This is a genomic window from Streptomyces fuscigenes (assembly GCF_021556455.1).
GTDB lineage: Bacteria > Actinomycetota > Actinomycetes > Streptomycetales > Streptomycetaceae > Streptomyces > Streptomyces fuscigenes.
Map to the genome: position 1 here is coordinate 1 of NZ_JAKGCV010000117.1, position 13,542 is coordinate 13,542.

Annotated in this window: 9 protein-coding genes; 5 read left to right on the forward strand and 4 right to left on the reverse strand. The window is 73.5% G+C overall.

From position 1 onward, the window contains the following. The first annotated feature begins 149 nt into the window (after window positions 1-149). Window positions 150-1,481: a CaiB/BaiF CoA transferase family protein gene (locus L1885_RS12530; RefSeq protein ID WP_308117317.1), complete on the forward strand. Its 1,332-nt coding sequence runs from the start codon at window positions 150-152 to the stop codon at window positions 1,479-1,481. A gap of 84 nt (window positions 1,482-1,565) precedes the next feature. On the opposite strand, the gene L1885_RS12535 is transcribed toward L1885_RS12530, so the two are convergent. The 4 genes from L1885_RS12535 to L1885_RS12550 form a co-directional block, all read right to left on the reverse strand. Further along, entirely contained in the window at window positions 1,566-3,596 is a 2,031-nt protein-coding gene (locus tag L1885_RS12535; protein WP_235797147.1) for a dipeptide ABC transporter ATP-binding protein, read from the reverse strand. A 166-nt stretch (window positions 3,597-3,762) separates the two neighbouring features. Next, on the reverse strand, window positions 3,763-4,668 hold the full coding sequence (locus tag L1885_RS12540) for an ABC transporter permease (protein WP_235797148.1): 906 nt from the start codon (window positions 4,666-4,668) through the stop codon (window positions 3,763-3,765). Next, window positions 4,665-5,615: an ABC transporter permease gene (locus tag L1885_RS12545; RefSeq protein ID WP_235797149.1), complete on the reverse strand. Its 951-nt coding sequence runs from the start codon at window positions 5,613-5,615 to the stop codon at window positions 4,665-4,667. Before L1885_RS12545 ends, L1885_RS12540 begins: the two co-directional genes overlap by 4 nt. Beyond that, on the reverse strand, window positions 5,612-7,459 hold the full coding sequence (locus L1885_RS12550) for a peptide ABC transporter substrate-binding protein (protein WP_235797150.1): 1,848 nt from the start codon (window positions 7,457-7,459) through the stop codon (window positions 5,612-5,614). The genes L1885_RS12545 and L1885_RS12550 overlap by 4 nt, the downstream gene beginning before the upstream one ends. A gap of 288 nt (window positions 7,460-7,747) precedes the next feature. Here L1885_RS12550 and L1885_RS12555 point away from each other — a divergent pair, with 288 nt between their 5' ends. The 4 genes from L1885_RS12555 to L1885_RS12570 all read left to right on the forward strand — a co-directional run bounded on the left by L1885_RS12555 (window position 7,748) and on the right by L1885_RS12570 (window position 13,200). Next, on the forward strand, window positions 7,748-8,890 hold the full coding sequence (locus L1885_RS12555; RefSeq protein WP_235797151.1) for an ROK family transcriptional regulator: 1,143 nt from the start codon (window positions 7,748-7,750) through the stop codon (window positions 8,888-8,890). 197 nt (window positions 8,891-9,087) lie between these two features. After that, entirely contained in the window at window positions 9,088-10,713 is a 1,626-nt protein-coding gene (locus L1885_RS12560; protein WP_235797152.1) for a M81 family metallopeptidase, read from the forward strand. 410 nt (window positions 10,714-11,123) lie between these two features. Continuing rightward, a complete protein-coding gene (cseB, locus tag L1885_RS12565) occupies window positions 11,124-11,915 on the forward strand; it encodes a two-component system response regulator CseB (RefSeq protein ID WP_235797153.1) in 792 nt (263 codons plus the stop codon). A 16-nt stretch (window positions 11,916-11,931) separates the two neighbouring features. Next, window positions 11,932-13,200 (forward strand): ATP-binding protein, encoded by a 1,269-nt coding sequence (locus L1885_RS12570; RefSeq protein WP_235797155.1) that lies wholly within the window; start codon window positions 11,932-11,934, stop codon window positions 13,198-13,200. The last annotated feature ends 342 nt before the right edge of the window (window positions 13,201-13,542 follow it).

The following is a 13,542-nucleotide window of genomic DNA, read 5'->3' on the forward strand; positions in this document are numbered from 1 at the left end:
CCGCGCGCCGGTGGCGCGGCGGCCGGCGGCCGGGCGGCCGGCCCCGGCCGCACCGGCGGCTCGTACGATCGGCCCGGAACCCGGATCCCGCACGGGTCCGCGCCGGGCGCCCCCAGGCGTCCGGTGCGCCGCACGACGACGGAGGCCTCGTGAGCGACGACAGCGACCGCAACCCCACCGGCCCGCGCGCACCCTTCCCGGCCACTCCCCCCGCGCCGTCGCCGCGGCCGGGGCCCGGTGCGCCGCACGGCGCCCGGGACGACGCTCCGGCGCGCACGACCGGGGGCCCCCTCGCCGGCGTCCGCGTGATCGAACTGGCGGGGATCGGACCCGCGCCGATGGCCGCCATGACCCTCGCGGAGCTCGGGGCCGACGTCGTGCGGGTGGACCGGCCGGTGCCCTCGCTGGTCACCGACGGACTCGACCGGGGGCGGCGCTCGGTGGTGGTCGACCTCAAGCACCCCGGCGGCGCCGAGGCGGTGCTGCGTCTCGCGGAACGGGCGGACGTGCTGATCGAGGCCTACCGGCCCGGGGTGGCCGAGCGGCTGGGTGTGGGCCCGGAGGCGGCGCTCGCCCGCAACCCCCGCCTGGTGTACGGGCGGATGACCGGCTGGGGTCAGTCGGGCCCCCGGGCCACCACGGCCGGGCACGACATCAACTACATCTCGCTGACCGGGGCGTTGTCGGCCATCGGCCGGGCCGGGGGCCCGCCGCAGGTGCCGGTGAACCTGCTCGGCGACTTCGGCGGCGGGTCGATGTACCTGCTGGTCGGCATCCTGTCCGCACTGCACCACGCGACGGCCACCGGCGAGGGCCAGGTCGTGGACGCGGCGATCGTGGACGGCCTCACGCACCTGTCGTCGATGGTGTGGGCGCAGCGCCGCCACCACGGCTGGCGCGACGAGCGCGGCACGAACCTGCTCGACACGGGCCGGCCGTTCTACGACGTCTACGAGACCTCGGACGGCGGCTGGTTCGCGGTGGGTGCGCTGGAACCGCAGTTCTTCGCGCGACTGGTGGAGCTGCTCGGGCTGCCCGAGTGGGCCGGGGACCAGTACGAGCCGGAGCGCTGGCCCGCGATGCGCGCGGCGTTCACCGAGGCGTTCAAGTCCCGTACCCGCGGCGAATGGGAGCGCGTCTTCGAGGGATCGGACGCGTGCGCCTCACCCGTCCTCGACTGGGCGGAGGCCGTGCGCGATCCGCACCTGGCCGCGCGGGGCACCCACGACCGGGTGGACGGCGGCGACGTGCCCTCCCCCGCGCCGCGGTTCTCCGCGACGCCGACCCGCACCGCGGCCGCGCCGGGGCCGGTCGGCGCGGACGGTGCCGGGGTGCTCGCCGACTGGGGGGTGCGGGACGCGGACGGCCTGGTCGCGAGCGGTGCGGTGCCGCCCGGCTGGGCGGGCGGACGCGGCGGCGCGCCGTCCGGTACCGGCTCGGGCACCTCCTGCCCCACGGGGGCCGGCGGGCCGGGGTCCTGACGCGGGGGCCGGCCGCGCACGGCAGCGACGTCCGGACGGCCGGGCCCGCACCCGCACGGTCCGGCGCCCGGCCCGGTCACCGGCTCAGGCGGCGGCCGCCCGCGTCCCCTCCACCAGAGGGAAGTGGCACGCCACCTGGTGCGTGCCGCCGAGCGGGGTGGTGACGGCGGGTTCGGCCCGCGCGCAGATGTCCTGCGCGAGGGGGCAGCGCGTACGGAAGCGGCAGCCGGACGGCGGGGCGGCCGCGGACGGCGTCTCCCCGCCGAGCGGCTTCCTCGTGTCGTCGAGTCGCTCCGGGTCCGGCACGTTGACCGTGTCGAGCAGGCCCCGGGTGTAGGGGTGCAGCGGGTGCTCGTACACCTCGTCGGCGGGGCCGCACTCGACCAGCTTGCCGAGGTACATCACGCCGACGGTGTCGGCGAGGTAGCGGATCACCGCGAGGTCGTGGGAGATGAACAGGTACGTCAGTCCCCGGTCACGCTGCAGGTCCCGCATGAGGTTGAGGATCTGCGCCTGTACGGAGACGTCGAGCGCGGAGACCGGCTCGTCGGCGACGATCAGCTCCGGCGAGAGGGTCAGGGCCCGGGCGAGGCCGAGGCGCTGGCGCTGCCCGCCGGAGAACTCGTGCGGGCAGCGGTCCACCGCGCCGCGCGGCAGCCCCACGGCGTCGAGCAGCTCGGCCACGATCCTCTCCTGCTCGGCCCGGTCGCCGACGCCCTGGATGACGAGTGGCTCGCGCAGGATCGCGCCGACGCGCATGCGCGGGTCCATGGCGGCGGTGGAGTCCTGGAACATCAGCTGGATCCTGCGGCGGTGGGCGCGGCGCCGGGACCTCGACATCGTCGCGAGGTCCTGGCCCTCGAAGGTGATGGATCCGGAGGTCGGGTCCTCCAGGCCGGCGACCATGCGTCCGATGGTCGTCTTGCCGCAGCCCGACTCCCCGACCACGCCGAACGTCTCGCCCTTGCGGACGGTCAGGTTCACCCCGCCGACCGCGCTGACCGTGCCGCGGCTGCGCGCGAACGGGCCGCCGCTGAGCGGGAAGTCCTTGCGCAGCCCGGCGATCTCCAGCAGCGGCGTGCCGGAGGCGAGGGCGGGAGCATGCCGTTCCTCGCCGGGCACCACGTCGGCGAGCGGGTCCGCCTGCTGGGGCGGTACGGGGTGGAAGCAGGCGAACGCGTGATCGTCGCCGAGGAGTTCCGGCTCCGTCTCGCGGCAGGCGTCGGTGGCGAACGCGCAGCGCGCGGCGAAGCGGCAGCCGTGCTGCGGGAGCGCCAGGTTCGGCGGCAGGCCGGGGATGGTCCGCAGCTCGGTGGCGCCGACGACCGCCTTCTCCGGCAGCGCCGAGAACAGCGCCTCGGTGTAGCGGTGGCGGGGCGCGCGGAACAGCGAGCGCACACCGGCCCGTTCGGCGATCTTTCCGGCGTACATGACGGCGACCCGGTCGACGCGGTTGGCGATGACGCCGAGGTCGTGGGTGACCAGGATCATCGCCATGCCGAGGCGCGAGCGCAGGTCGTCGACGAGCTCCAGGATCTGGTGCTGCGTGGTGACGTCGAGCGCGGTGGTCGGCTCGTCGGCTATCAGCAGCTTGGGCTCGCACACGAGCGCCATCGCGATGGCGACGCGCTGCCGCATGCCGCCGGAGAGCTGGTGCGGGTAGTTCCGCATCCGCTCGGCGGGCTGGGGCATGCCGACGAGGCCCAGCATCTCCTGGGCGCGCGCGAACGCCTCCTTCTTGCTGATGTCGCGGTGCAGCAGAAGCGGTTCGGCGACCTGCGCGCCGATCGTCATCGTGGGGTTGAGGGAGGTCAGCGGATCCTGGAAGACGACACCGATGGTGTTGCCGCGCACGTCCTGCAGCCGCTTCTCGCCCCCGGCGACGAGGTCCTCGCCGTCGAAGCGGACGCTCCCGCGGGTGATGGAGCCGCCGCTCGGCAGCAGCCCGAGCACGCCGAGCGCCGTCATGGTCTTGCCGGAGCCCGACTCGCCGACGACGCCGAGGGCCTCGCCGGGCGCCAGGTCGAGGCTGACGCCGGCCAGCGCGTGGACGGTCCTCTCGCGGCTCGCTATCTCGACGTGCAGGTCGTCGACGCTGAGCAGGGGTTCGCTCATGACTGGGTCCTTAGGGCGGTGGCGCGGAACGCGGTGGCGCGGAACGCGGTGGCGCGGAACGCGGTGGCGCGGAATGCGGTGGCGCGGAATGCGGGGGTTCGGCCGGGCCCGACGCGGGTCGCACGGTCGCGGTGAACGGGCATGGGGCCGGGTCCCTTCTGCGTCGTCACTTCTTCTGCAGCCGTACTTCGAAGGCGTCCCGGAGGCCGTCGCCGATGAAGTTGAAGGCGCCGACGACGAGGACGATCGCGATGCCGGCCGGGAAGATCAGCCACCAGTAGCCGTTCTGCGTGTAGGTGATGCCGGAGGAGAGCATCGAGCCCCAGTCCGTGGCGGGCGGCGGGATGGACAGCCCGAGGAACGCGAGGTAGCTGACGTAGAGGATCGCGTCGGCCACCTGGAAGGTCGCGTTGACGATGACCGTGCCGATGGCGTTCGGGACGATGTGGCGGAACACCGCGCGCGCCCCGCCGCCGCCCATCATCCGCATCGCCTGCACGTACTCGCGGTCGCGCAGGGACAGCGCCTCGCCGCGCACCAGGCGGGCGGGCGAGAGCCAGGCGACGGCCGCGATGATCAGGATCAGCACGGTCTTGCTGGGCGTGATGATCGCGGAGACCACCACGAGCAGGAACATGGCGGGGATGGCGAGCGCGGCGTCCGTGACGCGCATCATGGCCGCGTCGACCCAGCCGCCGAAGTAGCCGGAGACCGCGCCCCAGACGGTGCCGAAGACGGTCGCGAGCACTCCGGCCGCGAGACCCACCTCCAGGGAGGACTGCCCGGCCACCATGAGGCGGCCCACCAGGTCGTAGCCGAGGTCCGTGGTGCCCAGCAGGTGACCCGCGGAGCCGGGCGCCAGGTTCGCCTGCGAGAGGTCGGTGTGGACCTGGTCGGTGGGGTGGACGAGCGGTCCCACGTAGCAGAACAGCAGGAGCAGGGCGAGGACGACCACACCGGCGAGCGCGAGCTTGTTGCGGGTGAAGACCTGGACGGTGCGCCGGGCCAGCGAGGGCGTGGCCTGGGCCGCTTCCTCGTGCCCGGGGGCGACGGCGGGAGAGATCACGCTCATGACACGCTCCGGATGCGGGGGTCGAGGAGGGCGTAGACGATGTCGGTCACCAGCGACCCGACGACGGTCGCGACACCGACGACCAGCGTCACACCGAGCAGGACGGGGAAGTCGCTGCCCTGGGCCGCGTTCCAGAACAGCAGCCCCATTCCCGGGTAGTTGAACATGGACTCGACGACCAGTGCGCCGCTGAACAGCGTCGGCAGGTACAGGCCGAGGAGGGTGACCAGCGGGATCAGCGCGTTGCGCAGGACGTGGCGGGCGAGGATGCGGCGGCTGGACTGCCCCTTGGCCGTCGCGGTGCGCACGTACTCCTCGGTCAGGTTGTCGAGGGTCGCGGAGCGCATGTAGCGGCTGAACATGGCGATGATGCCGAACGCCATGGTGACGATGGGCAGCACCATGCCGGAGAAGCCGCTGAAGATCGAGCCGATCGACGTGCCCTGCGGCGCCTCGGCCGGGAAGAGCGGGATCGCCTGGCTGAAGACGATGATGAAGATCAGGCCGAGGAAGAACACCGGGGTGGCGTACGCGAGGAACGCCAGCGCCGTGAGGATGTAGTCGGCCGGCCTGCCGCGGCGCACGGCCTGCAGGAGGCCGAGCGGCACGGCGACGACCACCGCGACCACGGTCGAAAGGACCGTGAGGATCAGGGTCTTGGGCAGCCGCTGGCCGAGCAGCGAGCTGACCGACTCGTTGAGCTTGTACGACTGGCCGAGGTCGCCGTGGACGAGGCGGACGAGGTAGTCCGCGTACTGGACCGGGAGCGGGTCGTCGTACCCCTGCACCTCGTTGAAGTGCGCGATCTGCTGCGGTGTGCCCTTCGGGCCGAGGATGGCCCGCGCGGGACCGCCCGGCAGCGAGTGCAGGAGCAGGAACACGATGATCGTGACGAGGAAGAGGACAACCAGCGCCTGGAGCAGGCGCTTGACGAGAAAGCCGGTCACTGGTCGGCCCCCTTCTTGACGTAGTACCAGCTCTGCGGGGAGAACGTGGCGGTCGGGTTCTGCCGGACTCCGCGCAGGTCGCCCCGGATGACGGAGACCTGGTAGGCGGGGTTGGGCATCCACATCACCGGCAGTTGCTCGCTCAGGTACTCGCCGTAGGCGTGCATCGCGTCCTGGTCGGAGGAGTACAGGACCGCGTGGATCAGCTTGTCGGCCTCCGGGGAGGAGTAGTTGCCGAAGTTGGCGGATGCGCCGGTGGAGAACAGCTCCTCGCCGCTCGGGTTCAGCGGGAAGTACCAGCTGCCCGCCGTTCCGAAGAAGGACATGTCCCAGTCGCAGCCCGGATCGGTCGCCTTGCAGGCCACGGAGTTGCCGAGCACCGAGTTGAGCGGCTGCTGGCGCACGGTCAGGTCGATGCCGGCCCGGCTCAGGGAGGACTTGAGGACCTGCATCATGTTCGTCGTCTCGGTGGAGCCCGACTGCGAGAGCAGGGTCAGGTTCAGGGGCGCGTTCTTCTTGATCCCGGCGCCGCACTCGGTGGACCCGGTGCCGGGCCGGGTGCACACCGCGGTGCCGTCGCGGTCGCTCCAGCCGTGGGACGTGAGCAGTGCGCGCGCCGCGTCGACGTCGTAGGGGTAGGGGTTCTCGGCCATCCGCGGCGACAGGTACTGCGTCTTGGGGAAGGCGGGCACGGGGCCCAGCGTGGGTTTGGCGCTGCCCTGCCACACGACGTCGCTCATGCCGTTCTGGTCGACCAGGTGCTGCATGGCCTGGCGTATGTAGAGCTGGTTCATCTCCGGGCCCGCGTGGGTGGAGTGGAAGTTGTAGACGATGTAGCTGACCGCCCAGCCCGTCCACGAGGAGATCCGGTAGCCGCGGGATTCGAACCGCGCCTTCTGCGCGAGCACGGACGGCGGTATGTAGCCGTAGTCGACACCGCCGGAGCGCATGACGTTGTACTCGGAGTCCGCGGTGGTGAAGGGCTTGAAGACCACCTTGTCCAGGTGCGGGTGCTGGGTGCCCGTGTACTTGGGGTTGGGCACGATGGTGACCTGCCCGGTGTCCTGCCAGGCCGCTATCTTCCAGGGGCCGTCCACCGTCTGCCACAGCGGATCGCTGCCGTACGAGCCGAGGTTCCTGGCGTGGGCCGTCAGCCGGGCGAACACCGCCTTGGCGCCCGCGGTGGTCCGGTCCCAGTCGCCGATCTTCCCGCCGTCGCTCTTCGCGTCCCAGGCCTGCTGCGGGAGCGCGCGCATCAGGGTGAGCTGGTTGGCGGTGAACCAGTCGGGGTTGTACGAGCGGTCGAGGTGCAGCCTGACCGTGTGGTCGTTCACCACCTCGAACTTCTTCACGTCGTCCGGCATGGTGCCGACCGTGTAGCTGGCCCAGTCGGCCTTGTCGGCCTTCACCAGGTCGAACCAGAACTCGATGTCCCTGGCGGTGACGGGCGTTCCGTCGGACCAGGTGATGTCACGGCGCAGCGGCACGGTCACGGTCTTGTCGCCGTCGCTGTACACCGGCTTCTCGCCGAGCGTGCCCGGGCCGGTCGGAACGAGGTCGCTGCCCTGCTGGACGGCGTCGTACACCGGCATGAAGAAGAGCTGCTGCAGCGAGGAGTTGTAGGTCGCGCTGAATCCGGGAGGTCCGATGGGGAAGATCCAGTTCGGTGTGGCGGCGGGCGGCAGCGCCATGGTGACCGTGCCGCCCTCGACCGGCGCCGCGCCTGCGGGGGCCGGGACGATCCTGCCGCTCTGCTGCGTGCAGCCCGAGAGCACTGCGGCGAGCACGGCCGCGACCGCTGCGGCGACGACGCGGAACCGCGCTGGTGAACGCCCTGGGCGCATGTAGGGGGCCTCCATCGGGACGGGCGAGAGGGCCGACGGGATGTTCGGCCAGGAATGGAAGAAAGTTAGGTCTGCTTCGAAAAGTAAGTCAAGACCCTTTGATGCACGTCACCGACAACTACTACCTAAGCTTGAGCGTATATGTACCGGTTTCTGCTTCACGGTTGCCGAAAAATCTTTCCCCGACTGTGGCGAAAGTGCGACGCAAGTCGGTAACTTGCATCGAGACCGCGGCAACTTCATTCGGATTTCGAAGCAAGACGGGTTCGAACCACGACAGGGGACACCATGACCGACAGCGGCTCGACCAAGGACATCATCCGCATGGTGTCCTCGGGGGCGGCCTCCTCGCGGGCCGACCTGGTGCGCGAACTCGGCCTTGCCGCGTCGACGGTCTCCCTGCGCGTCCAGGAACTGGTGGCGGCCGGGCTGCTGACCGAGTCCGGCGAGGGCGCCTCGCGCGGCGGCCGGCGCCCGCGCCTGCTGCGGGTGCGCCAGCGCGACGACGTGTGCGTGGCGGCGGACCTCGGCTCGCACCACGGCCGCATCGGGACGGTACGCCTCGACGGCTCCGTCACGGACGTGGACGACCAGCACCACGACCTGACCGCCGGCCCCGAACCCGCCGTCGAGTGGCTGGTGGAGCGACTGGGTGCCGCCGCCCGGCGTGAGCGCGAGCAGGGCCGCACCGTCGCGGGGGCCGGCGTGGCCTTCCCCGGCCCTGTCGACGCGCAGGGCCGCGTGCAGACCCCCTCCCGGATGCCCGGCTGGCACCGCTACCCGCTCGGCGGTGTGCTCTCGCAGCGGCTCGGCATGCCGGTCACCGTCGACAACGACGCCACACTGATGGCCGTCGGGGAGCACCTCACCGCGCGCCGGGACCTGGAGCACCTCGTCGTCGTCAAGGTGGGCCGCGGCATCGGCTGCGGCGTGATCTCGGCCGGCCGGCCCTACCGCGGGGCCAACGGGGCGGCGGGCGACATCAGCCACGTCCGCGTCGACGCGGCCGAGGAGCGGCCCTGCTCGTGCGGCAACATCGGCTGCCTGGAGACGGTCGCGAGCGGCGCGGCCCTCCAGCGCGAACTGGCCCTTCAGGGCCCGGCCGTGGACGGCACCACCGATCTCCTGCGACTCGTCGCCGACGGCGACCCGTACGCGACGACGCTGGTGCGCGCGGCCGGCCGGCACATCGGGAGCGTGCTGAGCGTCGTCGTGAACTTCTTCAACCCGCAGGCCGTCGTCCTCGGCGGGGCGCTCGCCGCCGCGGAACCGCTGGTCGCCTCGGTGCGCGGAGTGCTGTACGAGCGCTGCCTGCCGATGGCCACGGCCGGCCTGGAGATCACCACCACGGCCGCCGGGCGCGACGCCGGGCTGCTCGGCGCTGGGCTCACCGTCCTGCGCCAGGCGCTGCCGCACGCGCCCGGGCACTGACGCTTCCCCACGCGCGGGGCCGCCCGGCCGATCCGCCCGGTGCCTCGGCCGCCCGAACGCCGCCCGGACGCCGGCCGAGAACGCGAACCCGTCCGGCCCCACCGAACCACCGATCCCACCGAACCACCGATCGATCCCACCGATCCCACCCAGTCCCTGGCACCGCCACCTTCCGACCAGCACCGGAGAGCACCACCATGTCGACCGCCACCCCCACTCGCCGCCTTCGCATAGCGATCGGCGGCATCGGCATCGAGTCCTCGACCTTCTGCCCGCACCGCTCCACCGCCGACGACTTCCGGCAGACCCGGGGCCAGGAGCTCCTGGACCGCTACACGTGGACGCGGCCCGACTGCGACCTGGCTGCGCTCGTGGAGTGGGTACCGCTGCTGCACGCGACCGCACTGCCCGGCGGGCCCGTCGAGGCCGCGTCGTACCTGCTGCTCAAGGACGAGCTGGTGGAGCGCATCCGCGCCGCGGGGCCGCTCGACGGCATGGTCTACGACCTGCACGGCGCGATGAGCGTCATCGGGCTGGACGACGCGGAGGGCGACCTCACGGAGGCCGTGCGCGCGGCCCTCGACTTCGCCGGGACGCCGGACGACCCGGAGCACGGGCGTCCGCTGGCCTCCGCCGCGATGGACCTGCACGGCAACGTCTCGCGCCGCTTCGCCGAGCCGCTCGACCTGCTCACCGCGCACCGCATGGCGCCCCACGAGGACGCCTGGGACACCCGCGAGCGCGCCGCCCGCAAGCTCGTCGAGCGGCTCGCGCTGCCCGAGGACCGGCGGCGCCCGCACCGCGCCTGGGTGCAGGTGCCGGTCCTGCTGCCCGGCGAGAAGACCAGCACCCGGCTGGAGCCCGCGAAGGGCCTGTACGGGCGGCTGCCCGGGATCGAGGCGAAGCCCGGCATCGTGGACGCCGCGATCTGGGTCGGCTACGCCTGGGCCGACCAGGCGCGCTGCCGCGCCGCCGTCGTGGTGACGGGCGACGACCCCGAACTCGCCCGCGCCGAGGCCGAGTCGCTGGCGCGCGCGTACTGGGACGCGCGGCGCGACTTCGTCTTCGTCGGCCCGACCGGCACGGCGCGGGAGTGCATCGAGCGCGCGGTGGCCTCCGACCGGCGCCCCTTCCTGATATCCGACTCGGGCGACAACCCGACGGCCGGCGGGGCCGGCGACCTCGCGTACATGCTCGGCGAGCTGCTGGAGCGCGAGGAGATCGCCTCGGGGAAGGTGACCGCCGTGCATCCGGGGATCATGGACCCGGCCGCGGTGGCGGCCTGCTTCGAAGCGGGCATCGGGGCCGAGGTCACGCTCGGCATCGGCAACAAGGTCGACACCTCGCAGGGCGGCCCGTACGAGCTGACGGGCACGGTCACCGCGCTGCAGCGCGCGGCCGACAGGGCGGACGGCGCCGAGGGCGGCGCGTACGACCGCGGCTGCGACATGGCCGCGATCACCCGCGGCGGGCTCACGGTCGTCGTGACCGGGCGCCGCAAGCCGTTCCACACGCTGGCGGACTTCACGGGCCCCGCCGAGGGCGGGCTCGGCATCGATCCCCGGGAGTTCGACCTGGTGGTCGTGAAGATCGGCTACCTGGAGCCGGAGCTGTACGACATGGCCGGCGACTGGCTGCTCGCGCTGACGCCGGGCGGCGTGGACCAGGACCTGCTGCGGCTCGGGCACCACAAGGTGGCCCGACCGCTCTATCCCTTCGACGAGAACGCCTACGAGGACGCCCACGAGGACGCCTCCGCGGACGCCTCCGCGGGCGGCACCCGGGACGGCGGCGGACCCGACCTCACGCCGGTCCTGCTCTGAGCCCTGTCGCGCGCCGGGCCGTGTCCCGTGCCTGACGGGCGCCGGGGGCCGGCGCGCTCCCGGCGCGGGCCCGCTCCCGGGGGCGGCCCGGTGCCGGCAGGGCCCGCTCCGAGTCCCATCGGTGCGGCGACCGATACGTGGCTGATACACGGCGGCAGGCATCATGGCAGGGCGCAGCCGGTCCCGTACCACCACGGCCGGGACCGGAGGCGGCCGGACGCGCCGCGCCTTTGCCCGGGCGGCGCCCCGCGTGGGCGGGCGTCCCGCGTGGGCGGGCGTCCCGCGTGGGCGGGCGTCCCGCGTGGGCGGGCGTCCCGCGTGGGCGGGCGTCCCGCGTGGGCGGGCGTCCCGCGGGGGACCGGACGCCGCGGCGCCGCACGCCGCCACGGCACGCGCACCGATGAGGAGTCATGACCGTTCCATCCGCGACAGCCCCCGGACCGTCCGCACCCGTCACCGTCCTGCTCGTCGAGGACGACGAGGTGATCCGCACCGCGGTCGCGATGGCCCTCGAACGCTACGGCTACCGCGTCACCTCGGCCGCCGACGGGCTGACCGGCCTCGAACTCTTCCGCGGGCAGGACCACGACCTGCTGCTGCTGGACGTGATGCTGCCCGAGCTCGACGGCATCGGCCTGTGCCGGCGCGTGCGCGAGTCCAGCCTCGTCCCGATCCTCATGATGTCGGCGCGCGGCGACGCCCTGGACGTCGTGTCGGGCCTGGAGGCCGGCGCCGACGACTACGTCGTCAAGCCCGTCGAGACGCCGGTGCTCGTGGCCCGGATCCGCTCGCTGCTGCGGCGCGCCACCTTCTCCTCGGCCGAATCCGCGCCACGGGCGCCCGGGGGCGGCCGGGCGGCGGCCGGCCCGGCCGGATCGCCCGGACCCGAAGGCGGTCCCGCCGCGGCCGGCACGTCCGCGCTGCTCACGTTCGGCGACCTGACCGTCGACACGGCGGGACTCGACGTGGCCCGGGCGGGCGAGCCCGTGGCCCTCGCACCCACCGAACTGCGCCTGCTCCTCGAGTTCGCGGCGCACCCGGGCGTCGTGCTGGACCGCAGGACACTGCTGCGCGAGGTGTGGGACTACGGGTGGGACGGGGACAGCCGCGTCGTCGACCTCTGCGTCCAGCGGCTGCGCCGCAAGATCGGGACCGACCGCATCGAGACCGTCCGCGGTTTCGGCTACAAGCTCAGGCGCTGACGTCGTGGGAGGGGCGATCCGTACGATCCTCGGCCTGCTCGACTGGCGTTCCCTGCGCTGGCGGATCGCGGCGCTCGTCGCCGTGTCTGCCTGCGCCGTCGCCCTCGCGGTCGGGCTGCTGGTGCACGACAGCACGCTGGCCCGCTCCATGAACGACGGGGGCAGCCGGGCCCTCACCGACCTCGGCCGGCAGGTCGACGCGTACCGCGGGGGCGGTGACGCGCGGGGTCTGCAGGATCCGGCCGTGATGCCCCCACCGCTCGCCCGCCGGGTGCGGGAGGACGGCGAGGGGACGTGGTACGAGAACCGTCCTCCCTCCGCCCCGCGCATGTGGGCCGCGAGAACCGACGACGGGCGCGTCTTCGTGTCGTACGTCGACATGACACCGGATCTGCTGACGCGCGAGGCGCTGGACCGGCACATGTGGAAGGCGTCACTGGGAGTCCTCGCGATCGTCGTGCCGCTGTCCGTGCTCCTCGCCGAACTGCCCAACCGCAGGCTGCGCCGGGTGGCGCGCACGGCCCGGCGGATCGCGGACGGCGATCTCGGGGCCCGGAACACCGCTGCGGGAAGCCGCCGTTCGCGGGGCGACGAGATCACCGGCCTGTCCGCGTCCGTCGACGAGATGGCCGACAGCCTGCAGGACCGCCTGGTGCGCGAGCAGCGCTTCACCGCCGACGTCGCGCACGAACTGCGCACACCGCTCATGGGGCTCGTGACCTCCGCCGGGCTGCTGCCCGAGTCCCGGGCCACGGACATGGTCCGCGACCGGGTCGCGGTGCTGCGCGTCCTCGTCGAGGATCTGCTGGAGATATCGCGGCTCGACGCGGGGGCGGAGGCCGCGGACCCGGTGCCCGTACCGCTGGCGGAGATGGTCGCGGAGTCGGTGGCACGCTGCGGGCTCGACGTGTCCTTCACCGCCGTGCGGGCCGCGACCGTGGGCACCGATCCGCGCCGGGTGGACCGGATCGTCACCAACCTCGTGACCAACGCCCACCGGCACGGGGCGGCCCCGGTGGAGGTCGCCGTCGAGGGCCGTACCGTCGTCGTGCGCGACCACGGCCCCGGCTTCCCCGCGGCCCTGCTCGCCGAGGGGCCGCAGCGCTTTCGCACCGGCACGGACGAGCGGGGCCGCGGCCATGGCCTCGGGCTGACGCTCGCGCTGGGCCAGGCCCGCGTGCTCGGCGCCGAACTCGTCTTCACCGACGCTCCGGGCGGCGGGGCGTGCGCCACGCTCCGGCTGCCGCCGAACGCCCCGTCAGGGCCCGGGACGCCGCACACCTGATACGCGCTCGACGCCTGATACGCCTTCGAGCGCCGGCCGACGGCCCGTGCACACCCGGCGGAGACGGCCGGCGACCAGGGTGGAGTGCGTACGCGCCAGCCGCGTGCGCCCGTCCCACTCCCCCGGTGCCGGAGGCTCCCATGCCCGCTGTCCACCTGCCCCCCGTGCGCGGTTCCCGCCCGCCGGCCGCCGTCCACGGCGCCCCGCCGGCGGGTGGCCGCCGCCCGTCCCGGAGAACCGCGCTGTGGGTGGGTTTCGCCGCGCTCACCGTCCTGACGGCCCTGAGCGTCCTCGTCGCGGGGGCGGTGCGGGGCGGCGGCCCGCGCCGCCACCACGACCTCG